Raw genomic sequence first — 24,853 nt, 5'->3', positions numbered from 1 at the left:
CCACACTCGCGGTATGCAGATCCTCAGTGAACACCTTGCCTTCGGCGGCGCCCAGCGCTTTCACCAGCACGACTCGGCCGAGATCGGCCTGCCGATGCGCTTTGCCCTCTTCCTGCCACCGGCGCCGCGGGCGCTGCTGGTCTTCCTGGCCGGACTGACCTGCACGGAAGAGACCTTCACGATGAAGGCTGGCGCGCAGCGCCTGGCCAGCGAGCTGGGCCTGGCCCTGCTGATGCCAGACACCAGCCCGCGCGGCGCTGGCGTGCCCGGCGAGAGCGAGGCGTGGGATTTCGGCGTCGGCGCCGGCTTCTACCTCGATGCGACGCGCGAGCCCTGGGCCCGGAACTGGCGCATGGAGAGCTGGCTGATGAAGGAGCTGCTGCCGCTGGTGCAGCGCGAAACCGGCCTCGAGCGCGTCGGCCTGTTCGGCCATTCGATGGGCGGCCATGGTGCGCTGACGCTGGCCCTGCGCCACCCGGGGCGCTTCGCGTCGCTGTCGGCCTTCGCGCCCATCGCCGCGCCCATGCAGTGCCCCTGGGGGCAGAAGGCCTTCACCGGCTACCTCGGCGACGACCGCGCGGCCTGGGCTGCGCATGACGCCAGTGCCCTGATGCAGGCGCAGGCTTCAGCGCCCTATCCCCAGGGCATCCTCATCGACCAGGGCCTGGCGGACAAGTTCCTGGCCGAGCAGCTCCATCCCGAAGCCTTCGAGGCTGCCTGTGCCGCCGCCGGCCAGCCGCTGACGCTGCGCCGCCACGCCGGCTACGACCACGGCTACTACTTCATCGCCAGCTTCGTCGACGACCACCTGCGCCACCACGCGGCGCAGCTGCTCAGCGCGCCGGCCCCATCAGCCGGCTGACCACGCGCAGCATCGCCGGCGCGTCCAGCTCCTGCGCCAGCCCGTCCAGCGGCGGGCGGGACAGGCGCGGGCGCAACGCGGCCATGTCGGGGCGCGTGTCGTGCGCCGGGTCGAACAGCGCCTTGCCCACCTGGCCGCGGGCGATGCGCTCGCCCAGCATGGCGCACAGGGCGCCAAGGGCGAGGGCGGCCTCGCGCTGCGGTGGCACGGTCCGTTCGGGGTCGAAGCGCAGCGCCGACAGCGTGCGGGCATCGTCAGCGAGGTCCCGCGGCACGTCCCAGGCGCGCATCAGCAGATGGCCCAGTTCGTGAGACACCAGCCCTAGCGACTGCTCCTCGTGCAGGGCGCGCTGGTAGGCGTCCATGCCGTCAAGATCGGCTTCGTCCAGCAGCGCCGCACAAGCCTGCCGGCCCAGGAAGGACAGCACCAGCAGCGTGACCAGCGAGGCCGTTTCCGGCACGCGCAGCCGCGTGGCGAGCTGCTGGTAGAGCTCGCCGGCGATGCTGCTGGCCCGCCAGAGCAGGTCGAACTCGCGCTGCTGGGCGGCGTCGCGCGGCTTGAAGCAGTCGGCCAGCAGGTGCTGCAGGCACTGCTGGCGCACGCTGGCCAGGCCCAGGAACGTGATGGCCTGCCCCACGCTGGTGACGGGTTGCTGCAGCCCGTAGAGCGGCGAGTTGGCCGCCGCGACCACCCGCGCGGCCACGGCCGGCTCGCCCATCACGAGGGTCGCCAGCTCCGCGGAAGAGGCCGCCTGCACGAACTGGGGCGACATCAGCGTGTGAATCGCACGCGGCGGCCGCGGCAACTGGCGCAGGGCCTGCACCAGCAGCTCGGCCTGCGGCCCGTCCAGCAGCTCGGCGGCGCGCAGCGGCAGCGCCACGGGCGGCAATGGCGGCAGTGGTGCGGAGCCGTCGTCGGGCGGCGTGGCGGTCCGGGCCTGGCCGGCCGGCAGCGCGGAGGGCCCGGCGTCCTGCCCGTCCCGTCGCGCGGGGGGACGGGGCCTGGCGGGTGGCGCGGCGGGGCGCGAATGCAACCACCACCAGGCAGCGACCGCCACCACCAAGCCTGCCAGCCCCAGCAGCATCAGCGCCATGCGAATCCCTCCAGTCCTTGTGCAGTGTCAGCCGCCCAGCATAAGCACCAGCGGCGGCCGCGCGAACCCGGTGGGTGCGAGATTGCGCAGGACTGGCGCCTGCCATGTGTCCGCTATATACCCGCCTGGTGCCCGCCTGATGCCCGCCCCGAGTCCACCCTGTGTCCGGCGCGCGGCCCCGCAGCGTCAAGGACAATCCGTCGATGGCAGTCCTTTCCCTCACCAACGCCCACCTCGCATTCGGCCACGTCGCCCTGCTGGATGGCGCCAACTTCGCGCTCGAGACCGGCGAGCGGGTAGGCCTCATCGGCCGCAACGGCACCGGCAAGTCCTCGCTGCTGAAGATCCTCGCCGGCATCGAGAAACTCGATGACGGCCTGCTGCAGCAACAGCAGGGCCTCACCAACGTGTATGTGCCGCAGGAGCCCGAGCTGCGTGGCGACGCCACCATCTTCGACGTCGTCAGCGAGGGCGTGGCCGAGGCGAAGTCGCTGCGCGAGCGCTACGAGCGCCACGACGAGGGCGACGACCTGGCCTGGGTGCAGGAGCGCATCGAGCACATCGGTGCGTGGAACTGGGAGCAGCGCGTCGATGAGACGCTGCACCGCCTGGGGCTGGACGGCTCGCGGCTGGTCGGGAGCCTGTCCGGTGGCCTGAAGAAGCGCGTCGCGCTGGGCCGTGCGCTGGTGGCCCAGCCCGACGTGCTGTTGCTGGACGAGCCCACCAACCACCTGGACCTGGACGCGATCACGTGGCTGGAGGGCCTGCTGAACGATTTCAAGGGTTCTCTGCTGCTGATCACGCACGACCGGCAGTTCCTCGACAACGTCGCCAACCGCATCGTCGAGCTGGACCGCGGCCAGTTGCGCGGCTACCCCGGCAACTTCGCTGCGTTCCAGGCCGCCAAGGCTTATGAGCTGGAGAATGAGGCGCTGGCCAACGCGCGCTTTGACAAGCTGCTGGCGCAGGAGGAGGTGTGGATACGCAAGGGTGTGGAGGCGCGGCGCACCCGCTCCGTCGCCCGCGTGCAGCGCCTGCACGAGATGCGCGAGCAGCACGCCGCGCGACGCGACGTGCAGGGCAAGGTCAGGCTGGACATCGACACCGGCGCCAGCAGCGGCAAGATCGTCGCGGAGCTGGAGAACGTGTCAAAGAGCTTCGGCGAGCGCGCCATCGTGCGCGGCTTCACCAGCACCATCCTGCGCGGCGACAAGGTGGGCCTGATCGGCCCCAACGGTGCCGGCAAGACGACGCTGCTGAAGATGATCCTCGGCGAGCTGCCGCCCGACAGCGGGAGCGTGAGGCTGGGCTCGCGGCTGACGGTGGCCTACTTCGACCAGATGCGCGACACGCTGAACCTGGATGCGACGCTGGCCGACACCATCAGCCCCGGCTCGGAGTGGATCGAAATCGGTACGCAGAAGAAGCACGTCAAGAGCTACCTGGGCGACTTCTTGTTCTCGCCCGCGCGCGCCAACTCGCCGGTGCGCACGCTGTCGGGCGGCGAGCGCAACCGCCTCTTGCTGGCGCGGCTGTTCGCGCGGCCGGCCAACGTGTTGGTGCTGGACGAGCCCACCAATGACCTCGACATCGAGACGCTTGAGCTGCTGGAGGAGTTGCTGGCTGACTACGACGGCACGGTCTTTCTCGTCAGCCACGACCGGCGCTTCCTGGACAACGTCGTCACGTCCACCATCGTCTACGAGGGTGAGGCGCGCTGGCGCGAGTACGAAGGCAGCGTGCAGGACTGGCTGACGCAGTCCAGGCGCGCGGCGGCGCTGCAGGCGCAGGCCGCGCCGGCCGTCGCGGCTGCACCGCCGCCGCCCGCGCCCGAGCCGGCCCCGGTCGTCGCGACCAAGCGCAAGCTCAGCTACAAGGAGCAGCGCGAACTGGACGAGATCCCCGGACGCATCGCCGCGCTGGAAGCCGAGCAGACCCAGCTCAACGCGCTGCTGGCCGGCACCGAGCTCTACGCCCAGGGCGCGGCGCGCATCCAGGCCGTTACCGAGCGTGCAGCCGAGGTGGACGAGGAATTGCTGGTGTTGCTGGAACGCTGGGAAGTACTGGAAGCGAAATGAACGCCTTGCACCACGAATGGCTGGCGCTGCAGGCGCAGTACGAGCGCTACGAAACCCTGGCCCTGGCCGTCAAGTTGCTGGCGTTCGCGGCGGTGGTGCTGGTGCCCGACAACGGGCTGGCGCTGGCGCTGCTGGCCCTGCTGTGGCTGCAGGAGGCTGTGCTCAAGACCTTCCAGGGCCGGCTGGGCGAGCGCCTGCTGGTTGTCGAGGGGGGGCTGAAGGTGGGCGATGGCGTTGTCGCGATGCAGCTTCACGGTGAGTGGATGGCGCACCGCCCGCGCGGTGCGGCACTGCTGGCTCAATACCTGAAGAGCGCGCTGCGCCCTACGGTGGCCTTGCCCTATCCCTTGCTGATGGCCCTGGTCGTGGCGATCTGATTCAGGCCGGCAGCAGCTTGTCGACGGGCACGAAGCTGCTCTGCCCCTTGAGCAGGACGACCGTTCCGCCGTTGCGGTGTACGACGTGCTCGGCCACGTGCAGGCCGCCGTTGAAGCGCACGCGGTCGCCGGGCTTGACGACGAGCTGAGGCGGCAGCACGGGCCGCGCCGCCGTGCGGGTGCCGCGCGCGGCATCCCGCGCTGGGGCGGGTGTCTTCCAGGCCAGCGCCTCCAGAGAACGCGTCATCTCGGCCTTGAACTGATCGGCCGTGAACGGCTTTCTCAGCAGGAAGCGGGCGCCGTGGGCCTCGGCCTCGAACTGGTGCTGCGGCGTCAACTCGAAGCTCAGCAGCGACAGATGCAGCGAAGGCTGTTCCTCGCGCAGGCGCTGGCAAAGCTGGATGCCGGTGAGCGCGGACTTGGGGAACCAGTCCGTGATCAGGAAGTGCGGCTTGAAGACCAGGCCCTGGACCAGGGCCGTGTCGGTGTCGGCGCAGCAGAGGATGTTCTCGGCCGCAAAGCCGTGGCCTTGCAGCAGCTGGCGCGCAAAGGTCTGCACGCCGGCCAGGGGGTCAACAACGAGGAATTTCAGGGAGTCGCGCATGTCCACATCGGATGCCGCGGCCGCGGTGCCGCCAGGCGACGCGGATTCTGCAGGCAGCGATGTGCCGGCACCTCGAGTAACCGGTGCCGGAACGAGAACTATTTGTCGGCTAGCAGGCGACAGAAATCGGCGCGCAGCCCCTGGGGCGTTCGTGCCAGGTACAGGGGCTGGGTGCCGCTGCCTTCGCGGGTTAGGGCGTGGATGGCGTCGCCCATGCCGGCTGGCAATGCACCGACAAAGTGCAGGCTGAACTGCTCGCCCGGCTGCCGGCTGGGGCGGGCGCTGGCGGCCTGCAGGGTGACGGCGTGGCCATCGACCTCGAAACGCTGGCCGACATGGGCCTGCCAGCTGGCCAGCCCGGCCTGGGCGCCGAGGCTCGGGCGCGCGGCCGCCACCGAGGCTGTCGCGCCGGCGCTGGTGGCGCTGGCAGCGATCACGGCGCCGCTGCTCTTCAGGAAATCGCGCTTGTTGATCACGGCAGGCACTCCTCGGGTTGCGGATGGCGGACGCCGGCGGGCCTGACCATGGCCTGGTAGAGGCCCTGTGGCGCGCCATCGGCGACGAAGCCCAGCCGCTCGTAGAGCCGCCGGGCAGGGTTGTGGACTTCGACGTGGATGCTCAGCGTGCGCGCTGCGGCCTTTGCGGCCAGAGCCCGCAGGCAGCGCGTGCCCAGACCCCGGGCGCGCCACGCTGGCAGCAGGGTGATGTCCAGGATGTGCACGCGGTCCGGGCACTCGTCCAGCCAGAGCCGGCCGGCGACGGTGTCGCCGTCCACGAGGACGAGGTGGCAGACCGAGCCGGGGAAGTGGCGGTGGTAGTGCTGCTGCTGGGCGGCATGCTGGTGGCGCACGAAGGCTGCGCACTGCTCGGGCGGCCAACCGGTCAGGGCCAGTTCCTCGGCGCGTGTGCTGGCGTAGATGGCCAGTTGCCAGGCCTCGTCGGCCGGCGTCGCCGGGCGCAGGCGGTAGTCCATGGCCGGGGCCCTAGTTGCGCGCCGGGAAGATGCCCTGCAGCGCGATGCAGAAGTTCAGTGCCAGATAGGGCTGGCGGTTCTCGTGCGGCAGCCCTGCGCCTGCAGCGCTGATCGCGACGCCGGCCATGGGCGCGACGGAGCCGGGCGCGCGGTAGACGTTGCCGCCGCCGACGGCGGTCGGCGCCATCACGTTGCCGGCGGGGCTCGTCGAGGTGGGCGTGAGGCCGGCCATCAGGCCATGGCCATGGGCAGGCATCTGGCTGGCGGGCAGCGAGACGGTAGGCTGGCCGACGCTTTCGCCGACGGTGCGCGGGCTGAGCCCCGGTCCCTGGCCCGAGCTCATCGCGAACCTGCCGCCGAGGTTGGGCAGCGCGAAAGTGGTCCGCCCGTCGCCGCCGTAGTTGGTGCCCAGCAGCGAGAACAGGGCGGTGTTCTGGCTGATGGGCATCAGCTGGCCGTCGCACTGGGCCCAGCCCTGGGGTGCGAAGTTGTAGGGCATGACGCGGATCTCGGCGAGGAAGGGGGTGGACATGTCACGCTCCTCAGTTCTGCGACGGGAAGATGCCGAACATCGAGATGATGTAGTTCACCGTCAGCGTCGGGGCCATGTTCTCGTGCGGCTGCGAGCCCCCCGCCGGGCCGACGGCGCCGGGGGCCATGGCCGTGGTCCCGGCAGCCGTGTCGTAGCTGGCAACGCTGGTGGTGGCGAGCAGGGCGCCGCCCGGCGTCGTGCCTTCCGCGGCGGCCGTGCTGGCATGCATGGCATGCGTGTGCTGCGGAATCTGCGCCGCGCTCAGCGTGACGGTTTCGCTGCCCAGCACCTCGCCCTGGATGTAGCCGGCACCGGCGTGCATGGGGATGCGGCCGGCCAGGTTGGGTAGTGCAAAGGTGGACTGGCCATCGCCGCCGTATGTCGTGCCGATCAGCGTGAACAACACCTCGTTCTCGGCAATGGGCAACAGCTGTCCCTGGCAGAAGGCCCAGCCGACCGGCGCGAAGTTGCCGGCAAAGAGGCGGATCTCGCCCACAAAGGGATCGGACATGGCGCTCTCCTCGTTCAGTTGCGGCTCGGAAAGATGCCGACCAGCGCGATGACCCAGTACATGGCCAGGCTGGGCTGCATGTTGGAGTGGGGCTGGCTGCCACCGGCGGACGTGAGCGAGCTGGTGCCCATCACGGTGTCGCTGCCCACCGGGGCATAGCGGTTCATGCCGCCACGCGGCTTGGCCGCGGGCACGGCGCCGCCCGGTACGCCGGCATTGGCGAGATCGCTGGTCGCGAGCAGTGCGTGCGAGTGGGCGGGTAGCTGCGACGCCGTCAGCGTCACGGCCGAGGCGCCCGCCCGCTGGCCGAGTGAGATGCCTTCGGTGCCGCCGTAGTGCAGCGGCGCACGGCCCTGCAGGTCGGGCAGCGCGAAGGTCACCCGGCCATCGCCGCCGTAGGTGGTGCCAAGCAGCGAGAACAGGGCCTGGTTCTGGTTGATGGGCAGCAACTGGCCGTTGCAGAACGCCCAGCCCTTGGGCGCGAAGGTAAAGCCAATCAACTTGAGTTCGCCGAGGAAGGGAGTGGCCATGAGCGTCTCCTAGCCGAACACGGCTTCGTAATGCAGCCCGGCAGCCGAACGGGCCACGGGCACGAGGAAGATGTCCATCGCCTCGAGCTGCGGGTGCTCGAGGCGGTAGATGCGTTGCGGCAGGGCGGGTTCGGCGGGGGCCTGGAAGGTCAGGCTGAACGGCTGACGGCCTGCCAAGCCTGTGCCCAGGTCCACGCGCACGCCGGCGCGAGCCGCGATGAGCCTGGCGGGCAGCTCGGCCGCGCCGTCCAGTCGCAGCGAGAAGCTGCTGCCGACCAGCGGCTCGAAGCACGCCAGCGTGAGCGCACCTTCAGGCACGGCGCCGCGCCACCCGGGCGCCCAGGGCCGCGACCGCGAACAGCGCCAGCGTGGCCGGCTCGGGCAATTCGTTGCCGGGGCCGGTGCCGTTGTCCCGCGTGATGAGCTGGATGCGGAACTCGGCGAAGTTGTTGCTGCTGCCGGCAATGCGCTTGGCGATCTCCAGCGTGTCGAGGTCGAAGGTCACGGTGTCGCCGTCGATGAAGTGCGCCAGGCTGCCCAGCACGGCCGGGTTGCCCAGCCCGCTGTCGGTGCCTGTCGTGCCGAAGCCGTCCCAGGCGTAGAGGCTCACGCCGACGATGGTCTTGCCGACGATGCTCAGGCCATCGAACTGGTAGAGCGCGTGGTCGTTGATGCCAAGGCCCAGGTAGCCGGTCGTGTAGACGCCGCCGGTGGTGTCGTTGCCGACGCCGATGCGCAGCTTGATGCTGTCGTCCTCGAAGAAGACCTTCTCGCCGTCCAGCATCCAGCCCGAGCCGATGGCGCCGCCGTCGCCGGCCTGCACGCCATTGACCAGATCGGCCAGCGCCACGGTCTGTTGCGCGCTGACGGGCGCCGGGTCGATCGAGCTGCCGTTGTTGATGCCGCCCGGGGCCACCAGCTTGAGCGTGATGTCGCTGGCGAAGGCGGCGTGCGCCGACAGCGAGCACAGGGCCAGCATTGCGCCGGCAGTGGCAGCGCACAGGCTGCGGACGGGTGACGAAGCGAGTCGCATAAACCCTCCCTGGCAGGGGCGAGCCGCGAGTTGACTCGCCGCCGCGGGCGGGCGCCAGGGGGGCGTCCCGTGAATGAGGGGGAAGAAACTAGGGGGGCGTCATCGGACTGCGGATGTCGTCCACGGCGGCGCGCAGCGCGCGCCAGAAGGCCGGGTCTTGCGAGGTGGCCATGTTGATGCGCATCAGCGAGCCTGGCCGGCGCGTGGCGCTGAAGAGGGCGCCGGGCGCGATCAGCCAGCCTGCGTCCAGCAGGGGCTGGGCCAGGCGCTCGGTGTCGACGCCCACGTCCAGCCAGCCGAACAGGCCGTCCGGCGGCGCGGCCCACGCGAAGCCCTGCTTGGTGGCCAGGGTCGCGATGCGCTGGCGCGCCGTGGCCAGGCGCTCGCGCAGGCGCTGCGCGTGGCGGCGCAGCCGGCCCTGTTCCAGGCACAGCGCGACGGCGCGCTCTAGCACCGGCGAGCTGGTCAGGCCGTCCAGCAGCTTGGTGTCGGTCAGCGCGGCCAGGCGCTCGGGGGCGGCGGCCAGGTAGCCGACACGCCAGGCCGGCGTCAATACTTTGGAGAAGCCCGACACGTAGGTCACGCGGCGCAACCCATCCAGGGCCGCCAGCCGTGGCAGGTGCTCGGGCGCGAGGAAGCCGTAGCTGTCGTCCTCGACGATGAAGAAGTCGTGCTCGTCGGCCAGGCGCAGCAACTGGTGTGCGGTGGCCAGGTTGAGGCTGTGGCCCGTGGGGTTGTGCAGTACCGACACGGTCAGGTAGGCGCGCGGGGCATGCTGGGCCGCGAGCGCCGCGAGCACGTCCAGGTCGGGGCCCTGGGCGCCCTGGCTGGAGCGCGGCACCGGCAGCAGCCGGATGCCGGCCTGCGTGAGCCGCGCGAAGATGATGGCCCAGCCGGGATCGTCGACGAGGACCGCATCGCCGGGCTGCAGCTGTGTGCGGATGATGAGGTCCAGCGCATGCGTGGCGCCGTTGGTCGTCAGGATCTGGGCCGGGTTGGCATGGATGCCGAGGTCGTCAAGCCGCCGCGCCAGTGCGGCGCGCAGGTGGATGTCGCCGTTGGGCTCGCCGTAGCTGACCTGCACGGCCAGCGCGTCGGCCGCGTTCAGCCGCCGCAGCGCGGACTGCAGCAGCGTCGGGTCCAGCCAGTCGGCCGGCAGCGTGCCCAGGCCGGGGGAGCGCGCGGCATCGGCCTCGAACATGCCGCGGATCAGCGCGGTCGCGTCCATGGGCGCCTGGCGTGGCATGGGCGCGGGTGGGCGCGCGGCGGCGCGCGCGTTCGCCGGACGGCTCTCGCGCACGAAGAAGCCCCGCTGGCGGCGGGCCTCCAGCAGGCCGGCGGCCTGCAGCTGGTCATAGGCGGCGACGACGGTATGGGGGCTCACGCCGTGTTGGCGGGCGCAGTCGCGCACGGAAGGCAGGCGGGCGCCCGGCAGCAGCAGGCGTTCGCGGATGCGCTGGGCGTAGCGTTCGGCCAGTTGCCCGGCCAGGGGCTGGCTGGCGCCGCGCTGCAGCGGCGGGTGTGTACCGGTAGGCATGGCAGTACAGATTCGTGGTCTGGTTGGCTGACTGTACCGGTTCTGTATCGGTTGCATGCCTCAGACTGAAGCCATGTCCGGGTTATCCACGTCCTCCACCGTCTCGACCACCACGGCGTCCGATGCAGCGCGCGGCCTGCTGCTCGGGCTGGCCGGCGTCGTCATGTTCGCCCTCAGCATCCCGATGACGCGGCTGGCCGGCGGGAGCGCCGCAGCGCCGCAGCTGGACCCGGCCTTCGTCGCCTTCGGGCGTGCCGCCGTCGCGGGGCTGCTGTCGGTGGCCTACCTGTGGGTCACCGGCGCGCGCCGGCCGCGTGGCAGCGAATGGCGGCTGCTGGCCTTCACGGCCAGCGGCGTCGTCTTCGGCTGGCCGCTGCTGCTGGGCTTCGCCGTGCGGCATGTGGACGCGGTGCATGCCTCCGTCGTCTCTGGCGTGCTGCCGCTGGCCACGGCCGTCATCGCGGCCGGGGTGCTGCGCCAGCGGCCCAGCGTCGGCTTCTGGGCATGCGCGCTGGCCGGCCTGGCGCTGGTCATCGGCTTCGCGGCCTGGCGCGGCGCGGGCGGCCTGGAGATGGCGGACGGCCTGCTGCTGGGCGCCGTGGTCTGCGCCTCGGCCGGCTATGTCAGCGGCGCACGCCTGTCGGGGGTCATGACGGCCGAGCAGGTCATCTGCTGGGTGCTCGTCATCAGCCTGCCCATCACCGTGCCGCTCGCGGTGCTGGCGCGGCCGACCGCACCGGTCGCGGCCTCGGCCTGGCTGGGCTTTGCCTATGTCTCGCTCTTCTCGATGTGGATCGGTTTCTTCGCCTGGTACCGCGGCCTGGCCCTGGGGGGCACGCTGCGCGTCAGCCAGGTGCAGGTGCTGCAGCCTTTTCTGTCCATGCTGTTCGCGGTGCCCCTGCTGGGCGAGCAGCTGGACGCGATGACCGTCGTCTTCGCCGCCGCCGTGCTTGCGGTCGTGTGGTGGGGCAAGCGGCAACCCATCCACTGAAGGAGACTTTCATGGACGACAGCTTCACGACCCGGCTCGCGCCTGGCCAGGCGCTGACGCTGGCCGCTGCGCGCGGGCCGCGCCGCCTCGTCGTGACTTGCGGCCGGCTGTGGCTGACCGTGTCCGGCTGCACCGACGACCATTGGCTGCGGGCCGGCGAGGGGCTGACGCTGGCGGCCGGCCAGGAGGCCGTCGTCGAGGCCTGGCCGGATGCCGCCTTCCAGCTGCTGCAGCCCGCACCGCGGCGGCGCCTGGCCCCGAAGCCAGGACTCAACGGGCTGGCCGCAGCATGAAGACGCTGGGCATCCTGGGTGGCATGAGCTGGGAGTCCACCCAGCACCTGTATGCCTTGATCAACCGCGGCGTCGCCGCCCGCCTGGGCGGCCTGCACAGCGCGCGGCTGGTGCTGCACAGCGTCGACTTCGCGCCCATCGCAGCCATGCAGTCGGCCGGGCAGTGGGCCGAGGCGGCGAGGGTGCTGGGCGATGCCGGCGCAGGCCTGCGCCGCGCCGGGGCCGAGGCGCTGCTGATCGCAACCAACACCATGCATCTCGTCGCCGCCGAGGTCGAGCAGTCGGCCGGCCTGCCGGTGCTGCACATCGTCGACGCGACGGCCGAGGCCCTGCGCGCCGCGGGCGTGAGGCGCGCCGGCCTGCTGGCCACGCGCTTCACGATGGAACAGGGTTTCTACCGCGAGCGGATGTGGGAGCGCTTCGGCATCGAGCTCATCGTGCCCGACGAGGCCGGCCGGGCCGAGGTACACCGCCTCATCTATGACGAACTGTGCCGCGGACGCTTCGAGCCGGCCTCGCGCGATGCGCTGCGCGCGCAGGTCGCGGTACTGGCCGAGCGGGGCGCCCAGGGCGCCATCCTCGGCTGCACCGAGCTCGGTCTCTTGCTGCCGGCCGGCAGCGACGCCGCGCTGCCCTTGTTCGACTCCACCGACTTGCAGGCCCGTGCCGCAGTCGACTGGATGCTAGGCTGACTCCTTTGAAATCCACCGTCACTCCATCATGAGCACCGTCTGGACCCAAGCCCGCCGCGCCGCGCGGATGAACCCATCCATCATTCGCGAGATCCTCAAGGTCACCGAGAAGCCCGGCATCCTTTCCATGGCCGGCGGCCTGCCGAGTGCCGACACCTTCCCCGTCGACGCGCTCAAGGCCGCCTGCGACCGCGTGCTGAGCCAGGCGCCGCGCGAGGCCCTGCAGTACGCGGCCAGCGAGGGCTTCGGCCCGCTGCGCGAATGGGTGGCGGCGCGGGTCGCGGCGCTGGGCATGAAGGTGACGCCCGACCAGGTGCTGGTCACCAGCGGCTCCCAGCAGGGGCTGGACCTCGTCGGCAAGATCCTCTGCGACGCTGGCGCGCCGGTGGCCGTGGAGACGCCCACCTACCTGGGCGCGCTGCAGGCCTTCACGCCTTTCGAGCCGCTGTTCACCAGCCTCGTGAGCGACCAGGAAGGTCCCCGCCCCGAGGCTGTCGCGGCCCTGCCGCATGACGCGCCCGGCACGCGCTTCAGCTACCTGCTGCCCAACTACCAGAACCCGACCGGCCGCGTCATGGGTGCCCAGCGCCGCGTCGAGATCGTCGAAGCCGCCCGCCGCGCCGGCGTGCCCATCGTCGAGGACAACCCCTATGGCGACCTCTGGTTCGACGAGCCGCCACCGGCCGCACTGTCCAGCCTGTGGCCCGAGGGTTCGCTCTACCTCGGCTCGTTCTCCAAGGTGCTGACGCCAGGCTTCCGCCTGGGCTACATGATCGCGCCGCCCGAGCTATACCCCAAGCTGCTGCAGGCCAAGCAGGCCGCCGACCTGCACACCCCGGGCTTCAACCAGCGCGTCGTCCACGAGGTCATCCGCGACGGCTTCCTGGACCGGCACATCCCCTCCATCCGCGCCCGCTACAAGGCCAACCGCGACGCCATGGCCGAGGCCCTGCGCGAGCACCTGCCGCCGGGCTGCGACTGGCAGGCCCCGCGGGGCGGCATGTTCTTCTGGATCCGCCTGCCGGCGGGGCTGGACGCCATGGCGCTGCTGCCCCGGGCCGTGGAGGCGGGCATCGCCTATGTGCCCGGTGCGGCCTTCTACGCGCACCAACCTGATGCACGCACGCTGCGGCTGTCCTTCGTCACGCTGACGCCGGACCTCATCCGCGAAGGCGTCGAGAAGCTCGGCCGGCTGCTGCACGAGGCGCTGGAGATCGCCGCCGAGCCCGCGCCCTAACCCCCAAGGCTGACACATAGCTGAAGGCCAGGGAGCCCGGGGCTCCCGGGTTTCCATATCCCCAAGATCGTTGCCGCTCTGGCATCGTATGCAATCGGTCCCGGCAAAGGCGCCGGGTGGATCGCATAACGAACGGAGACGAGGCAACGATGAAGCAGGTTTGGACAGCCGTGGCTGCAGCGGTTTTTGCAGTGGGTTCTCATGCGGCCGAGCCGATCAAGATCGGGGTGGCGGGGCCCTTCACCGGTGGCTCCTCGTCGATGGGCGTCAGCATGCGCGATGGCGTGCGCCTGGCAGCCGAAGAGATCAACAAGGCCGGTGGCGTCCTCGGCCGCCAGATCCAGCTCGTCGAGCGCGACGACGAGGCCAAGAATGAGCGCGGCGTGCAGATCGCCCAGGAGCTCATCAACAAGGAAAAAGTGGCCGCCACCGTCGGCTACATCAACACCGGCGTGGCGCTCGCCTCGCAGCGCTTCTTCCAGGACGCCAAGATCCCGGTGATGAACAACGTGGCCACCGGCTCCGTGATCACGCTGCAGTTCAAGGACCAGCCCGACAACTACATCTTCCGCAACGCGGCGCACGATTCCATCCAGGCGCCCATGATCGTGGAGGAAGCCGTCAGCAAGCGCGGTTTCAAGAAGGTTGCCATCCTGGCGGACAGCACCAACTACGGCCAGCTCGGTCGCGCCGACCTGGAGGCTGCGCTGAAGCTCAAGGGCATCACGCCGGTCGCCGTCGAGAAGTTCAACATCAAGGACGTCGACATGACGGCCCAGCTGCTGAAGGCCAAGGAGGCCGGCGCGGAGGCCGTGCTGACCTACGGCATCGGCCCCGAGCTGGCCCAGATCGCCAACGGCATGACCAAGCTGGGCTGGAAGGTGCCCATGATCGGCTCGTGGACGCTGTCGATGGCCAACTACATCGACAACGCCGGCCCCGGTGGCGAGGGTGCGCGCATGCCGCAGACCTTCATCCAGGAGCCCACGACCCCGAAGCGCCAGAGCTTCATCATCAACTATCTGAAGACCTTCAACCCGAAGAACTCGCGCATCGACTCGCCGGTGTCTGCCGCCCAGGGCTACGACTCCATCTACCTGCTGGCCGCTGCCATCAAGCAGGCCGGCTCCACCGACGGCCCCAAGATCAAGGCCGCGCTGGAAGACCTGAAGACGCCGGTGGAAGGCGTCGTGACGACCTACAACAAGCCCTTCTCCAAGGGTGACCACGAGGCCATCACGGCCAATATCCCCGTCATGGGCGAGGTCAAGGGCCAGCGCGTCATCTACGCCTACCCGGACGACTTCAAGAAAGCCTCCGAGGTGCGTCTGAAGGACGTGAACGCCAAGGGCGCGATGGAACAGAAGAAGCGGCAGTAACCCACCCCGCCCCCTCGGCCCGTGGCCCTTGGCGGGCGCGGGGAGTCGGCAGGACTCCTTGCGCCCGGCCTCAGCCCCCTCGAGGGGTGCCATTGGCGGCCTGGCAAAGCCAGTTCCGCGGCTCTTGCCGGGGGAGGCACTACGCAGGACTGATATGCAGATATTGACCCAGCTCGTGTTCAGCGGCATCGCGCTGGGCATGATCTACGCCGTCATCGCGTTCGGCTACCAACTGACCTTCGCGACCAGCGACACGCTGAACTTCGGCCAGGGCGAGGCATTGATGCTCGGTGCCCTCGTCGGCCTGACCCTGGTCGGCTGGGGCGTGAACTACTGGCTGATGCTGCCGCTGGTGTGCCTGTTCGGCGCCTTCCAGGGTGCCGTCGTCGAGCGCATCGGCGTTCGGCCTGCCATCAAGATGAAGAGCGAGTTCGGCTGGATCATGTCCACGATCGCGCTTGGCATCATCTTCAAGAACGTGGCCGAGAACGTCTGGGGCCGGGATGACCTGCGCTTTCCGTCGCCGCTGCCGGAGGCGCCGCTGAAGCTGCTGGGTGCCAACGTGCTGCCCATGGAGCTGCTGGTCATCGTCGGCGCGGTGGGCATGATGCTCGCCGTCGAGTTCTTCAACCGCAAGACCATCTACGGCAAGGCCGTCGTCGCCACCTTCAACGATCGCGACGCCGCCAAGCTGATGGGCATCAACACGGGCCTGGTCATCACGTTCTCGTACGCGCTGTCATCGCTGACGGCCTCGTTCGCCGGCGTGCTGATCGCACCGTTGACGCTGACCGGTGCGACCATGGGCGCCGTGCTCGGGCTCAAGGCCTTCGCGGTCGCCATCATCGGCGGCCTGACCAGTGGCATGGGCATCATCGTGGGCGGCATCATCCTCGGCGTGGCCGAGACGACGACGGGCTTCTACCTGTCGACGGGCTACAAGGACGTGCCCGGCCTGGTGCTGCTGCTCATCGTGCTGGCCGTCAAGCCCGCGGGCCTGTTCGGCAAGACCGCCATCAAGAAGGTCTGAGCCTTGAACCTCAAGAAACTGATCCTCGGCGCGCTTGCCATCGCGGCGCTGGCCGTCTTCCCCATCGCCTCCGGCAACCCGTACTACATCCACCTGGTCGAGACCATCATGATCTACGCGATCGTGCTGTTCGGCCTGGACATCGTCGTCGGCTACACCGGCCAGGTCTCGCTGGGCCACGCGGGCCTGTTCGGCATCGGCGCCTACACGGCCGGCGTGCTCATCCTCAAGCTGGACGCGCCGGTCTATCTGGCGCTGCCAGCCGCCATCGCCGTGGCCGCCGCCTTCGGCGCGGTGCTTGCGCTGCCGGCGCTGCGCGTGACCGGGCCGTACCTCGCGATGGTGACGCTGGCCTTCGGGACCATCATCCAGATCCTCATCAACGAGATGACCTTCCTGACCGAAGGGCCGATGGGCATCACGTTGACCAAGCCGACGCTGTTCGGCCACATGCTGGACGAGACGGAGTACTACTGGCTGGTCATGGCTTGCCTGATCGCGTCGCTGGTCTTCGTGCACCGCGTGCTGCATTCGCAGCTCGGCCGCGCCTTCGAGGCGCTGCGCGGCAGCCCGGTGGCGTCGGACTGCATGGGCGTGTCGGTCTACCGCTACAAGGTCTATGCATTCGTCATCTCGGCGGCGCTGGCCGGCCTGGCGGGCTCGCTGTACGCCTACTCCGAGCAGTACATCAGCCCCAACACCTACAACTTCGAGCTGACGGTGATGTTCCTGCTGGCCATCATCATGGGAGGCCGCAAGACCCGCACCGGTGCGCTGCTGGGCGCCACCATCATCGTGCTGCTGCCCAAGCTGCTGGACGACCTGCAGATGTTCCGCATCGGCGCGGTCGCGCTGGCCGTCATCGTCGCGATCTCCGTTGGCGTGGCGATGAAGCGGGGCAAGATGACGGGCCAGCTCGCGGCCATTCCGGTGGTGGGCACCATCGCGCTGGCGCTGGTCTCCTTCAGGCTGGAGACCATGACCGACTGGCGCCTGTCCATCTTCGGCCTCATCACGCTGTTCGTCGTCTACTACCTGCAGGACGGCATCGTCGGCTTCGTGCGCAATGCGCTGAACCTGAAGGCCAGGCACGAGCGCGACGCCACGGTTGCGCAGGCCGCCGCGCTGACGCGTGCCAGCGTCGAAGGAGCGCCCGAGCTCTTGAAGGCCGAGGGCGTGCTGATGCAGTTCGGCGGCCTGAAGGCGCTGAACAACGTGGATCTCGTCGTCAAGCGCGGCAGCATCCATGGCCTCATCGGCCCCAACGGTTCCGGCAAGAGCACGATGATGAACGTGCTGACCGGCATCTACCAGCCCACGGCCGGCACCGTGGTGTTCGCGGGGCGCGAGGTCAACGGCCGCACCTCGTCGGACATCGCGCTGTCGGGCATCGCGCGCACCTTCCAGAACGTGCAGCTGTTTGGCGAGATGACGGCGCTGCAGAACGTGCTGGTGGGCCTGCACCACAGCTTCCGCAGCAACCTCCTCGACATCGCGCTGCACCTGCCGCGCTACCTGCGCGAGGACCGCGAGCAGCGCGCCCGCGCCCATGCGCTGCTGGAGTTCGTGGGCCTTGACGAGCTCGCCGGCGAGGAGGCCCGCAACCTGCCTTACGGGAAGCAGCGCCTGCTGGAGATTGCCCGCGCGCTGGCGCTGGATCCGCAGCTGCTGCTGCTGGACGAGCCCGCCGCCGGCCTGACCGCGCCCGATATCAAGGAGCTGCTGGAGATCATCCGCAAGATCCGCGCGGCCGGCGTCACCGTCATCCTCATCGAACACCACATGGACGTCGTGATGAACCTGTGCGACCGCGTCTCGGTGCTGGACTTCGGCCAGAAGATCGCCGAGGGCCTGCCCGCCGAGGTGCAGGCCAATGAGAAGGTCATCGAGGCCTACCTGGGAGGTTCGTGATGCTGGCGATCAAGAACCTCAGCGCCGGCTACGGCAAGGTCCAGGTCCTGCACGGCATCTCGCTGGAGGTGCCCAAGGGTCAGGTCGTCACGCTGATTGGCTCCAACGGCGCCGGCAAGACCACCACCATGCGCGCCGTCAGCGGCATGATCAAGCCCAGCGGCGGCGAGATCACGCTCAACGAGCGCCGCATCGACGGCCTGGAGAGCTACCACATCGCCCGCCGCGGTCTCGCGCATTCGCCCGAAGGCCGGCGCGTGTTCGCGACGATGACGGTCACCGACAACCTGCGCCTGGGCGCCTTCCCGCGCTACACGGGCGAGCGTCCCAAGGGGGATATCGCTGGCGACCTGGAGCGCGCGCTGGAGCTGTTTCCGCGCCTGAAGGAGCGTCGCACGCAGCTCGCGGGCACCCTGTCGGGCGGCGAGCAGCAGATGCTGGCCATGGCGCGTGCCGTCATGCTCAACCCCGAAGTGGTGCTGCTGGACGAGCCCTCCATGGGCCTGGCGCCCATCCTTGTCGACGAGGTCTTTCGCATCATCGAAAGCCTGAAGGCCCGCGGCGTGACGATGCTGCTGGTCGAGCAGTTCGCTGCCGCCGCGCTGAAGGTGGCCGACTACGGCTATGTGCTGGAGAACGGCCGCATTGCCGTGCACGGCCCGGCCGAGAAGCTGCGCAGCGACCCCGCGGTGCAGGCCGCCTACCTGGGCGGCGGCCACTGAGTTGGACCGCGCCGGCTACCGCCTCGGCTTCGCGGCCGAGGACATCGACGCCGTCGCGGCCCATGCCTTTCTGACGAAGGCCTACTGGAGCGAGGGCATTCCGCTGGCGACCGTGCAGCGGGCCATCGCGAACTCGCTGTGCATCGCGCTGCATGCAGACGGGCAGGGGCAGGTGGGCTTCGCGCGCGTTGTCACGGACCGCTCGACCTTCGCCTATCTTTGCGACGTCTATGTGCTGCAAGCCCACAGGGGACAGGGGCTGGCCGATTGGATGGTTCAATCGCTGCTGGCCCACCCGGACCTGCAAGGCCTGCGCCGCTTCATGCTGTTCACGAAAGACGCCCACCCGCTCTATGCCCGCCACGGCTTCAAGCCGCTGGCGGCGCCGGAGCGCGGCATGGAGGTCGTGCGGCCGGGGATCTACCTGACCGCAACGCCTCGTGCCGACCATGCCTGAACTGCGCCGTTTCGTCCAAGTCGACGTCTTCACCGCCACCCCGCTGAGGGGCAATGCGCTCGCCGTCGTCGTCGATGGCGCCGGCCTGGCGGACGACGAGATGGCCGCCTTCGCGCGCTGGACCAATCTGTCCGAGACCACCTTCTTGCTCGCACCCACCGATCCCGCGGCCGACTACCGCGTGCGCATCTTCACGCCGGGTGGCGAGCTGCCCTTCGCTGGCCATCCCACGCTGGGTAGCGCCCACGCCTTCCTGGCCAGTGGGGGTGACGCGAAGAAGCCCGGCGAGGTGGTGCAGCAATGCGCCATCGGCCTGGTGCGCGTGAAGCGCGACGGTGCCCGGCTGGCCTTCGCCGCGCCTCCCTTGAAGCGCAGCGGCGCGGTCGACGAGGCCACGCGCGCCCAGGCCGCGGCCTCGTTGCGCCTGCCGGACGAGGCGCTGCTGGACGCGGCCTGGGTCGACAACGGCCCGGGCTGGATGGCCGTGCGGCTGGCCGACGCCGCCAGCGTGCTGGCGCTGCAGCCGGACTTCGTCGCGATGAAGGGGCTCAAGCTGGGTGTCGTCGGCGCCCACCCGGCCGGCAGCGAATGCCAGTTCGAGGTGCGCGCCTTCGTGCCGGACCTCGGCGTGCCGGAAGACCCGGTCACGGGCAGCCTCAACGCGGGGCTGGCGCTGTGGCTGCAGGCGTCGGGACTTGCCGGGGATCGCTACGTCGCGGCCCAGGGCGCGGCGCTGGGCCGCGCCGGGCGCGTGCATGTGCACCGCGATGGCGAAGTGACCTGGATAGGCGGCGACGTGGCGCCGCTGATCCATGGGCAGGTGAGGTTGTGATGACGCAGGAGCTGTTCCGTGAAGACGCGACGCTGCTGCATTGCGAGGCGGTGGTGGTCGCGCAAGGGGAGGGTGGCGTCGTCCTTGACCGCACCGCCTGTTACCCGCTGGGTGGTGGCCAGGCCGGCGACACCGGCTGGCTGATCGCTGGCGGGCAGCGATGGCGCGTCACCGACACGCGCAAGAGCAAGGAGTTCCCCGGCGCCATCGTGCATCTGATCGAGGGCGAGCCGCCCGTCGTCGGCACGGCCGTGCAGGTCGAGGTCGATGCGGCGCGCCGCCAGGCACACCGGCGCTTCCATACGGCAACCCATCTGTTGTGCGCGCTGCTGCCCTATCCGGTCGACGGCTGCTCCATCACCGAGACCTATGCTCGGCTGGACTTCCACACCGACGAGCCCTTTGACAAGGACGCCATCCAGGCGGGCCTGGACCGGCTGGTGGCCGAGGCACATCCGGTGCGCCACCGCTGGATCAGCGAGGAAGAGCTCGATGCCAACCCGGGCCTGGTGCGCTCCATGAGCGTGCAGCCGCCGCGCGGGCTGGGCCGTGTGCGGGTGCTGGAAGTGGAGGGCGTGGACCTTCAGCCCTGCGGCGGCACCCATGTCGCCAACACTGCCGAGATTGGCGCCGTGGTCGTGACCAAGATCGAGAAGAAATCAGCCAAGACCCGCAGGGTCGTGCTCGGCTTTGCCGGTCGGGGTGGTTGACTAAACTGCGGCGCCTATGGCCGGCCCCGACATCCAGCTCATCACGCCCGAGTCCCCCGCGGACTGGCAGGAGACCCGTCTCATCCTGCGCGACTACGCCAACAGCCTCGACGTGGACCTCGACTTCCAGGGGTTCGAGCAGGAGCTGGCGGAGCTGCCTGGCGTCTACGCGCCGCCCGGCGGCCTGCTGCTGCTGGCGACCGTCGATGGCGCCGTCGCCGGCAGCGGAGCCTTTAGGCCGCTGCCTGATGCGGACTATCCCAACGCCTGCGAGATGAAGCGCCTCTTCGTGCGCCCGGCCTTCCGCCGCTTCGGCCTGGGTCGCCTGCTGGCCCAGGCGTTGATGGACCGCGCCACCGAGGCGGGCTACTCGTCCATGCTGCTCGACACGCTGGACGACATGGAGGCCGCGCGCGGCCTCTACGATAGCCTGGGCTTCGCCGAAGTGCCGCCGTTCTACTACAACCCCATCCCCGGCGCGCACTACTTGAAGGCCGAACTGGGCGCCTTCCGTCCCAGTTACCTCGGATAACGGCCTAGAGTGCCGGCATGGCACTCCAAGACGACATCCTGCCCCTGGGCTCCCACCGCTGCCTGCTGGGCGAATCGCCGCTGTGGCATCCCACCGAACAATGCCTGTACGCGGTCGACATCCCCGGCCGCCAGGTGCTGCGCTGGCGCGAGGGCGTGAGCGAGCCCGATGCCTGGGCGCAGGATGCCGAACCCGGCTGCATCGCGGCGCGCGCGAGCGGCGGCCTGCTGGTCGCACGGCGTGACGGACTGTGGTCGCTGGACACCGGCAGTGGCGCGCAGGCGCTGATCGCGCCCCCGCCCTACGACGCGGCCCGGCTGCGCTTCAACGATGGCAAGGTCGACCCCGCAGGCCGGCTGTGGGTGGGCAGCATCTCCGACGCCCGCGAGCCGGAAGCCGCGCTCTATCGCTTCGACGGCACGGGCTTCTCGGCCCGGGTGCCGGGGCTGACGACCTCCAACGGTCTGGCCTGGAGCCCAGACGGACTCCGCGTGCACTGGTCGGATACCAAGGCGCATCGCATCTACGTTGCCGATTTCGATGCGGCTGCCGGTGCGCTGTCCGCGCCGCGCGTCTTCGCCGAGTTCCAGCCGCGCACACCCGCAGCGGCCTACGGCGGCCGGCCCGACGGCGCGGCCATGGACGCCGAGGGCTGCTACTGGGCCGCGATGTTCGAGGGCGGCTGCCTGCTGCGCATTGCGCCGAGCGGCGAGGTGCTGCGCCGCGTGGAACTGCCTGTCGCCTGCCCCACCATGCCCGCCTTCGGTGGTGCGGACCTGCGGACCCTCTTCATCACGACGGCGCGCGAGAAGCGCCCCGTCGAAGAGCTGGAACGCCAGCCGCTCGCCGGCGCAGTGCTGCAGCTGCGTGTCGATGCGCCGGGGTTGCCGGCAACGCTGACACGGGCCTGAATCCCGCGCGAACCGGTGGGGCTGGTTTACCCCGGTGTAACTCGTCACATATAATGAGGGGCTTTGTTGGGTGGCGCCTGTGCGTCATCCAGGTGCAACCGGCCCCTGGCAGTCTTCGTTTGAAGTGGGGGTCGAGCCGCCCACCCCAGGATCTGGCGCCATGACCGAGAACGGCCCCCGAAAGACCTGGCCCCCCGCCGCATCCGCGGCTGGCGGCTGGGACGACGACAACGAGGAGCCGCCCGTCAAGGCGCTGAGCCCGGAAGAGGCGGCGGCATTGAAGTCCGCGTTGCCGATGCTGTCGCCCTGGCGTGTGCTGGGTCTGCAGCTGGTGGTGGGGCTGGCGTGCGTGGCCGTGATCCGGCTATGGACGGGGTCCGGCGTGGTCATGGCTTCGGCGCTGTACGGCGTCGCGGCGGTGGTGCTGCCAAACATGCTGCTGGCGCGGGGCATGACGAAGCGTGTGGATTCTGCAGTCGGTGCGGCTGCCGGGTTCATGGGTTGGGAATTTTTGAAGATCGGTGCATCGATCGCGATGCTGGTGCTGGCGCCAAAGGTGGTGCCGGGCCTGAGCTGGCCAGCCCTGCTGGTCACCCTCGCGGTGTGCATCAAAGTGAACTGGCTGGCGCTCGCGTGGCGCGGCCGCAGACTGAACTGACGAGGCAGAACGAAACATGGCAGCAGAAGGCCACGCAACAGCAGCCCCGACCGCTGGTGAATACATCATTCACCACCTGCACCACGCACAGAGCGGCACCCAGAAGGGCATCGTCGACTTCTCCGTCGTCAACCTCGACTCCCTGTTCTTCAGCATCCTGCTCGGCGTGCTGGGTTGCTTCTTCCTGTGGCGCGCCGCGAAGTCTGCTACGTCGGGCGTGCCCGGCCGTTTTCAAGCTGCCGTCGAAATCCTCGTCGAGATCGTGGCCGACCAGGCCAAGGGCATCGTCCACAACGCCAACAGCCGCAAGCTGGTGGCTCCCCTGGCGCTGACCGTCTTCGTCTGGATCTTCCTGATGAATGCGATGGACCTGCTGCCGGTGGACCTGCTGCCCTGGGCCTGGCAGAACATCACCGGCGATCACCACGCCTACCTGCGCGTCGTGCCGACGGCCGACCTGTCCATGACGATGGGCCTGTCCCTGGGCGTGCTGGTCACCTGCCTGATCTACAACGTCAAGATCAAGGGCGCCGGCGGCTGGGGCCACGAGCTGATCTCTGCGCCGTTCGGCGACAAGGTCGCGCTGTACCCGATCAACCTGGCCATGCAGCTCATCGAGTTCGTCGCCAAGACCGTCTCGCACGGCATGCGACTGTTCGGCAACATGTACGCCGGCGAACTGATCTTCATGCTGATCGCCCTGATGGGTGGTGCCTGGAGCCTGTCGGCGACCGGCATCGGCCTGGCGATCGGTCACATCATCGCGGGTTCGGTGTGGGCCATCTTCCACATCCTGATCATCACGCTGCAGGCCTTCGTCTTCATGATGCTGACGCTGGTCTACATCGGTCAGGCCCACGACGCGCACTGAAGCGGCGCACAACCCCAAGCAGTTTTTCTCAACCCCTTCTCTCTCTAAATCCCCTAAGGAGTCATCGTGGAAGTCATTAGCTTTGTTGCTCTCGCCGCTGGTCTGATCATTGGTCTGGGCGCCTTCGGTGCTTGTATCGGTATCGGCATCATGGGCAGCAAGTACCTCGAGTCCGCCGCTCGTCAGCCCGAGCTGATGAACGAACTGCAAACCAAGATGTTCCTGCTGGCCGGCCTGATCGACGCGGCCTTCATTATCGGCACCGGTATCGCCCTGTGGTTCGCCACGGCCAACCCGTTCCTGGGCCAGATCGCCCAAGTCGTCGCCAAGTAATTCGACGTTGCCGCCCCGCCCTCGGACTCCTGGGGGCGGCTTCAAGCACTCGAAACTTTGTGAGGCACCACCGTGTTTATTAACGCGTCGCTCATCGTTCAGATGATCGTGTTCCTGATCCTGGTCGGGTTCACGATGAAGTATGTGTGGCCGCCGATCATCAAGGCGCTCGACGAGCGTGCCGCGAAGATCGCCGCTGGCCTGTCCGCTGCCGACAAGGCCAAGGCCGAGCTGGCCGGCGCCGAAGCGCAGATCGCCAAGGAACTGGCGCAGACCAAGGCCGAATCCGGCAAGCTGATCTCGGATGCCGAGAAGCGTGCCGCCGCCATCGTCGATGCCGCCAAGGGCAAGGCCGAAGAAGAAGGCGCCAAGATCCTGGCCGCCGCCAAGGCCGATGCCGAGCAGCAGGTTTCCCGCGCCCGCGAAGCCCTGCGCGAGCAGGTCGCCGCGCTGGCCGTCAAGGGCGCCGAGCAGATCCTGCAAAAGGAAGTCAACGCCGGCGTCCACGCCGATCTGCTGGCTCGCCTGAAGACGGAGCTGTAAATGGCCGAGATCGCCACCATTGCCCGGCCCTACGCCGAAGCCCTGTTCCAGGTTGCCAAGTCGCACGACCTCGCGGCCTGGGGCCAGCAGCTCGACGCGCTGGCCCAGGTGGCGCAGGACGCCGATCTGCGCCAGTTCGCCGATCACCCGAAGGCTGAAGCCCAGCAGGTCGTCGCGGTCATGACCGCCGCCGTCAAGCAAAGCCTTGCCGCCGGCGTGCAGAACTTCCTGCAGACCGTCGTCGAGAACGGCCGCCTCGCCGCGCTGCCCGAGATCGTGGCCCAGTACCACGTGCTGGCCAACGCCGCCTCCGGCGTGTCCGACGCGCAGATCTTCAGCGCCTACGAGATCAGCGACGCGCAGCTCGCCGAGCTCAAGGCCACGCTGGAAAAGCGCTTCGGCCGCAAGCTCGACGCCCATGTGCAGCTGGAGCCCGGCCTGATTGGCGGCGTTCGCGTCGTCGTCGGCGACGAGGTGCTGGACACCTCCGTCAAGGCCCGCCTGGAACGCATGAAGGTTGCGCTGACTGCCTGACCCGCAGAGCCGCTCACCCGCACGCCACGCAAGACATTCCGATTCACCCCCGCGTCTGACCCCGCCCTTGATCCGGCGACGGAACGG

General features: G+C 69.4%; 31 protein-coding genes. 21 read left to right on the top strand and 10 right to left on the bottom strand.

What is annotated here, in order from left to right:
• Positions 1 to 13 precede the first annotated feature (13 nt).
• Complete coding sequence (gene fghA, locus QM732_RS20930) at positions 14 to 862, top strand: S-formylglutathione hydrolase (RefSeq protein WP_415658024.1); 849 nt, start codon at positions 14 to 16, stop codon at positions 860 to 862.
• On the opposite strand, the gene QM732_RS20925 is transcribed toward fghA, so the two are convergent.
• Positions 834 to 1,955: an HDOD domain-containing protein gene (locus QM732_RS20925; protein ID WP_415658023.1), complete on the bottom strand. Its 1,122-nt coding sequence runs from the start codon at positions 1,953 to 1,955 to the stop codon at positions 834 to 836. The two genes, fghA and QM732_RS20925, sit on opposite strands and share 29 nt — an antisense overlap.
• A gap of 203 nt (positions 1,956 to 2,158) precedes the next feature.
• Here QM732_RS20925 and QM732_RS20920 point away from each other — a divergent pair, with 203 nt between their 5' ends.
• Both QM732_RS20920 and QM732_RS20915 read left to right on the top strand, forming a co-directional pair.
• A complete protein-coding gene (locus QM732_RS20920) occupies positions 2,159 to 4,033 on the top strand; it encodes an ATP-binding cassette domain-containing protein (protein ID WP_415658022.1) in 1,875 nt (624 codons plus the stop codon).
• Positions 4,030 to 4,410 (top strand): hypothetical protein, encoded by a 381-nt coding sequence (locus QM732_RS20915; protein WP_415658021.1) that lies wholly within the window; start codon positions 4,030 to 4,032, stop codon positions 4,408 to 4,410. The genes QM732_RS20920 and QM732_RS20915 overlap by 4 nt, the downstream gene beginning before the upstream one ends.
• 1 nt (position 4,411) lies before the next feature.
• Here QM732_RS20915 and QM732_RS20910 read toward each other — a convergent pair whose 3' ends face one another.
• The 9 genes from QM732_RS20910 to QM732_RS20870 form a co-directional block, all read right to left on the bottom strand.
• Positions 4,412 to 5,014 carry a hypothetical protein gene (locus QM732_RS20910; protein ID WP_415658020.1) on the bottom strand — a complete coding sequence of 201 codons (603 nt, stop codon included), beginning with the start codon at positions 5,012 to 5,014 and terminating at the stop codon, positions 4,412 to 4,414.
• Between the two features lie 98 nt (positions 5,015 to 5,112).
• Positions 5,113 to 5,490: a DUF6916 family protein gene (locus tag QM732_RS20905; protein WP_415658019.1), complete on the bottom strand. Its 378-nt coding sequence runs from the start codon at positions 5,488 to 5,490 to the stop codon at positions 5,113 to 5,115.
• On the bottom strand, positions 5,487 to 5,987 hold the full coding sequence (locus QM732_RS20900; protein WP_415658018.1) for a GNAT family N-acetyltransferase: 501 nt from the start codon (positions 5,985 to 5,987) through the stop codon (positions 5,487 to 5,489). Before QM732_RS20900 ends, QM732_RS20905 begins: the two co-directional genes overlap by 4 nt.
• 10 nt (positions 5,988 to 5,997) lie before the next feature.
• Entirely contained in the window at positions 5,998 to 6,519 is a 522-nt protein-coding gene (locus QM732_RS20895) for a phage tail protein (RefSeq protein ID WP_415658017.1), read from the bottom strand.
• A 10-nt stretch (positions 6,520 to 6,529) separates the two neighbouring features.
• Positions 6,530 to 7,030, bottom strand: a complete 501-nt coding sequence (locus QM732_RS20890; RefSeq protein WP_415658016.1) for a phage tail protein — start codon at positions 7,028 to 7,030, stop codon at positions 6,530 to 6,532.
• A 14-nt stretch (positions 7,031 to 7,044) separates the two neighbouring features.
• Positions 7,045 to 7,560 carry a phage tail protein gene (locus QM732_RS20885; RefSeq protein ID WP_415658015.1) on the bottom strand — a complete coding sequence of 172 codons (516 nt, stop codon included), beginning with the start codon at positions 7,558 to 7,560 and terminating at the stop codon, positions 7,045 to 7,047.
• A gap of 9 nt (positions 7,561 to 7,569) precedes the next feature.
• Complete coding sequence (locus QM732_RS20880; RefSeq protein WP_415658014.1) at positions 7,570 to 7,878, bottom strand: DUF6916 family protein; 309 nt, start codon at positions 7,876 to 7,878, stop codon at positions 7,570 to 7,572.
• Positions 7,871 to 8,593 carry a PEP-CTERM sorting domain-containing protein gene (locus tag QM732_RS20875; protein WP_415658013.1) on the bottom strand — a complete coding sequence of 241 codons (723 nt, stop codon included), beginning with the start codon at positions 8,591 to 8,593 and terminating at the stop codon, positions 7,871 to 7,873. The genes QM732_RS20880 and QM732_RS20875 overlap by 8 nt, the downstream gene beginning before the upstream one ends.
• A gap of 88 nt (positions 8,594 to 8,681) precedes the next feature.
• Positions 8,682 to 10,130: a PLP-dependent aminotransferase family protein gene (locus tag QM732_RS20870; RefSeq protein WP_415658012.1), complete on the bottom strand. Its 1,449-nt coding sequence runs from the start codon at positions 10,128 to 10,130 to the stop codon at positions 8,682 to 8,684.
• A gap of 73 nt (positions 10,131 to 10,203) precedes the next feature.
• Between QM732_RS20870 and QM732_RS20865 the strand changes: the two genes are divergently transcribed.
• From QM732_RS20865 to QM732_RS20780, 18 genes are all read left to right on the top strand, one after another.
• A complete protein-coding gene (locus tag QM732_RS20865; protein ID WP_415658011.1) occupies positions 10,204 to 11,121 on the top strand; it encodes a DMT family transporter in 918 nt (305 codons plus the stop codon).
• 11 nt (positions 11,122 to 11,132) lie between these two features.
• On the top strand, positions 11,133 to 11,414 hold the full coding sequence (locus QM732_RS20860) for a DUF2917 domain-containing protein (RefSeq protein ID WP_415658010.1): 282 nt from the start codon (positions 11,133 to 11,135) through the stop codon (positions 11,412 to 11,414).
• Positions 11,411 to 12,106 carry an aspartate/glutamate racemase family protein gene (locus tag QM732_RS20855; protein WP_415658009.1) on the top strand — a complete coding sequence of 232 codons (696 nt, stop codon included), beginning with the start codon at positions 11,411 to 11,413 and terminating at the stop codon, positions 12,104 to 12,106. Before QM732_RS20860 ends, QM732_RS20855 begins: the two co-directional genes overlap by 4 nt.
• A 28-nt stretch (positions 12,107 to 12,134) precedes the next feature.
• A complete protein-coding gene (locus QM732_RS20850) occupies positions 12,135 to 13,343 on the top strand; it encodes a PLP-dependent aminotransferase family protein (RefSeq protein ID WP_415658008.1) in 1,209 nt (402 codons plus the stop codon).
• A 149-nt stretch (positions 13,344 to 13,492) separates the two neighbouring features.
• Complete coding sequence (locus QM732_RS20845; protein ID WP_415658007.1) at positions 13,493 to 14,722, top strand: ABC transporter substrate-binding protein; 1,230 nt, start codon at positions 13,493 to 13,495, stop codon at positions 14,720 to 14,722.
• Between the two features lie 154 nt (positions 14,723 to 14,876).
• Complete coding sequence (locus QM732_RS20840) at positions 14,877 to 15,752, top strand: branched-chain amino acid ABC transporter permease (protein ID WP_415658006.1); 876 nt, start codon at positions 14,877 to 14,879, stop codon at positions 15,750 to 15,752.
• Between the two features lie 3 nt (positions 15,753 to 15,755).
• Positions 15,756 to 17,663 (top strand): ABC transporter permease subunit, encoded by a 1,908-nt coding sequence (locus tag QM732_RS20835; protein ID WP_415658005.1) that lies wholly within the window; start codon positions 15,756 to 15,758, stop codon positions 17,661 to 17,663.
• Positions 17,663 to 18,385, top strand: coding sequence for an ABC transporter ATP-binding protein (locus QM732_RS20830; protein WP_415658004.1), 723 nt, complete (start codon positions 17,663 to 17,665; stop codon positions 18,383 to 18,385). The genes QM732_RS20835 and QM732_RS20830 overlap by 1 nt, the downstream gene beginning before the upstream one ends.
• A 1-nt stretch (position 18,386) precedes the next feature.
• Positions 18,387 to 18,842 carry a GNAT family N-acetyltransferase gene (locus tag QM732_RS20825; protein ID WP_415658003.1) on the top strand — a complete coding sequence of 152 codons (456 nt, stop codon included), beginning with the start codon at positions 18,387 to 18,389 and terminating at the stop codon, positions 18,840 to 18,842.
• Entirely contained in the window at positions 18,835 to 19,674 is an 840-nt protein-coding gene (locus QM732_RS20820) for a PhzF family phenazine biosynthesis protein (protein ID WP_415658002.1), read from the top strand. The genes QM732_RS20825 and QM732_RS20820 overlap by 8 nt, the downstream gene beginning before the upstream one ends.
• A complete protein-coding gene (locus QM732_RS20815; RefSeq protein ID WP_415658001.1) occupies positions 19,674 to 20,384 on the top strand; it encodes an alanyl-tRNA editing protein in 711 nt (236 codons plus the stop codon). Before QM732_RS20820 ends, QM732_RS20815 begins: the two co-directional genes overlap by 1 nt.
• 16 nt (positions 20,385 to 20,400) lie before the next feature.
• Positions 20,401 to 20,916: a GNAT family N-acetyltransferase gene (locus QM732_RS20810; RefSeq protein WP_415658000.1), complete on the top strand. Its 516-nt coding sequence runs from the start codon at positions 20,401 to 20,403 to the stop codon at positions 20,914 to 20,916.
• Between the two features lie 17 nt (positions 20,917 to 20,933).
• Entirely contained in the window at positions 20,934 to 21,827 is an 894-nt protein-coding gene (locus tag QM732_RS20805) for an SMP-30/gluconolactonase/LRE family protein (protein WP_415657999.1), read from the top strand.
• A 160-nt stretch (positions 21,828 to 21,987) separates the two neighbouring features.
• A complete protein-coding gene (locus tag QM732_RS20800; RefSeq protein WP_415657998.1) occupies positions 21,988 to 22,485 on the top strand; it encodes an ATP synthase subunit I in 498 nt (165 codons plus the stop codon).
• A gap of 16 nt (positions 22,486 to 22,501) precedes the next feature.
• A complete protein-coding gene (gene atpB / locus QM732_RS20795; RefSeq protein WP_415657997.1) occupies positions 22,502 to 23,356 on the top strand; it encodes a F0F1 ATP synthase subunit A in 855 nt (284 codons plus the stop codon).
• 66 nt (positions 23,357 to 23,422) lie between these two features.
• The gene (gene atpE / locus QM732_RS20790) at positions 23,423 to 23,689 is read left to right on the top strand and encodes a F0F1 ATP synthase subunit C (protein ID WP_409983278.1); all 267 of its coding nucleotides are present in this window, start codon (positions 23,423 to 23,425) and stop codon (positions 23,687 to 23,689) included.
• 72 nt (positions 23,690 to 23,761) lie between these two features.
• Positions 23,762 to 24,232 (top strand): F0F1 ATP synthase subunit B, encoded by a 471-nt coding sequence (locus tag QM732_RS20785; protein WP_415657996.1) that lies wholly within the window; start codon positions 23,762 to 23,764, stop codon positions 24,230 to 24,232.
• Positions 24,233 to 24,766, top strand: a complete 534-nt coding sequence (locus tag QM732_RS20780; RefSeq protein ID WP_415657995.1) for a F0F1 ATP synthase subunit delta — start codon at positions 24,233 to 24,235, stop codon at positions 24,764 to 24,766. It begins immediately after the preceding gene.
• The last annotated feature ends 87 nt before the right edge of the window (positions 24,767 to 24,853 follow it).

The organism is Roseateles sp., assembly GCF_047654805.1.
Lineage (GTDB): Bacteria > Pseudomonadota > Gammaproteobacteria > Burkholderiales > Burkholderiaceae_C > Pelomonas.
This window is presented reverse-complemented; position numbering and strand designations above follow the sequence as displayed.

Bases quoted from the DNA above. Each gene is read 5' to 3' on its own strand.
- QM732_RS20860 (WP_415658010.1), top strand. From the start codon at position 11,133: ATGGACGACAGCTTCACGACCCGGCTCGCGCCTGGCCAGGCGCTGACG.
- QM732_RS20815 (WP_415658001.1), top strand. From the start codon at position 19,674: ATGACGCAGGAGCTGTTCCGTGAAGACGCGACGCTGCTGCATTGCGAG.
- QM732_RS20840 (WP_415658006.1), top strand. From the start codon at position 14,877: ATGCAGATATTGACCCAGCTCGTGTTCAGCGGCATCGCGCTGGGCATG.
- QM732_RS20895 (WP_415658017.1), bottom strand. From the start codon at position 6,519: ATGTCCACCCCCTTCCTCGCCGAGATCCGCGTCATGCCCTACAACTTC.
- atpB (WP_415657997.1), top strand. From the start codon at position 22,502: ATGGCAGCAGAAGGCCACGCAACAGCAGCCCCGACCGCTGGTGAATAC.
- QM732_RS20925 (WP_415658023.1), bottom strand. From the start codon at position 1,955: ATGGCGCTGATGCTGCTGGGGCTGGCAGGCTTGGTGGTGGCGGTCGCT.
- QM732_RS20875 (WP_415658013.1), bottom strand. From the start codon at position 8,593: ATGCGACTCGCTTCGTCACCCGTCCGCAGCCTGTGCGCTGCCACTGCC.
- QM732_RS20780 (WP_415657995.1), top strand. From the start codon at position 24,233: ATGGCCGAGATCGCCACCATTGCCCGGCCCTACGCCGAAGCCCTGTTC.
- QM732_RS20900 (WP_415658018.1), bottom strand. From the start codon at position 5,987: ATGGACTACCGCCTGCGCCCGGCGACGCCGGCCGACGAGGCCTGGCAA.
- QM732_RS20915 (WP_415658021.1), top strand. From the start codon at position 4,030: ATGAACGCCTTGCACCACGAATGGCTGGCGCTGCAGGCGCAGTACGAG.
- QM732_RS20910 (WP_415658020.1), bottom strand. From the start codon at position 5,014: ATGCGCGACTCCCTGAAATTCCTCGTTGTTGACCCCCTGGCCGGCGTG.
- QM732_RS20830 (WP_415658004.1), top strand. From the start codon at position 17,663: ATGCTGGCGATCAAGAACCTCAGCGCCGGCTACGGCAAGGTCCAGGTC.
- QM732_RS20865 (WP_415658011.1), top strand. From the start codon at position 10,204: ATGTCCGGGTTATCCACGTCCTCCACCGTCTCGACCACCACGGCGTCC.
- QM732_RS20805 (WP_415657999.1), top strand. From the start codon at position 20,934: ATGGCACTCCAAGACGACATCCTGCCCCTGGGCTCCCACCGCTGCCTG.
- QM732_RS20800 (WP_415657998.1), top strand. From the start codon at position 21,988: ATGACCGAGAACGGCCCCCGAAAGACCTGGCCCCCCGCCGCATCCGCG.
- QM732_RS20885 (WP_415658015.1), bottom strand. From the start codon at position 7,560: ATGGCCACTCCCTTCCTCGGCGAACTCAAGTTGATTGGCTTTACCTTC.
- QM732_RS20820 (WP_415658002.1), top strand. From the start codon at position 18,835: ATGCCTGAACTGCGCCGTTTCGTCCAAGTCGACGTCTTCACCGCCACC.
- QM732_RS20845 (WP_415658007.1), top strand. From the start codon at position 13,493: ATGAAGCAGGTTTGGACAGCCGTGGCTGCAGCGGTTTTTGCAGTGGGT.
- QM732_RS20855 (WP_415658009.1), top strand. From the start codon at position 11,411: ATGAAGACGCTGGGCATCCTGGGTGGCATGAGCTGGGAGTCCACCCAG.
- QM732_RS20850 (WP_415658008.1), top strand. From the start codon at position 12,135: ATGAGCACCGTCTGGACCCAAGCCCGCCGCGCCGCGCGGATGAACCCA.
- QM732_RS20810 (WP_415658000.1), top strand. From the start codon at position 20,401: ATGGCCGGCCCCGACATCCAGCTCATCACGCCCGAGTCCCCCGCGGAC.
- QM732_RS20890 (WP_415658016.1), bottom strand. From the start codon at position 7,030: ATGTCCGATCCCTTTGTGGGCGAGATCCGCCTCTTTGCCGGCAACTTC.
- QM732_RS20920 (WP_415658022.1), top strand. From the start codon at position 2,159: ATGGCAGTCCTTTCCCTCACCAACGCCCACCTCGCATTCGGCCACGTC.
- fghA (WP_415658024.1), top strand. From the start codon at position 14: ATGCAGATCCTCAGTGAACACCTTGCCTTCGGCGGCGCCCAGCGCTTT.
- QM732_RS20870 (WP_415658012.1), bottom strand. From the start codon at position 10,130: ATGCCTACCGGTACACACCCGCCGCTGCAGCGCGGCGCCAGCCAGCCC.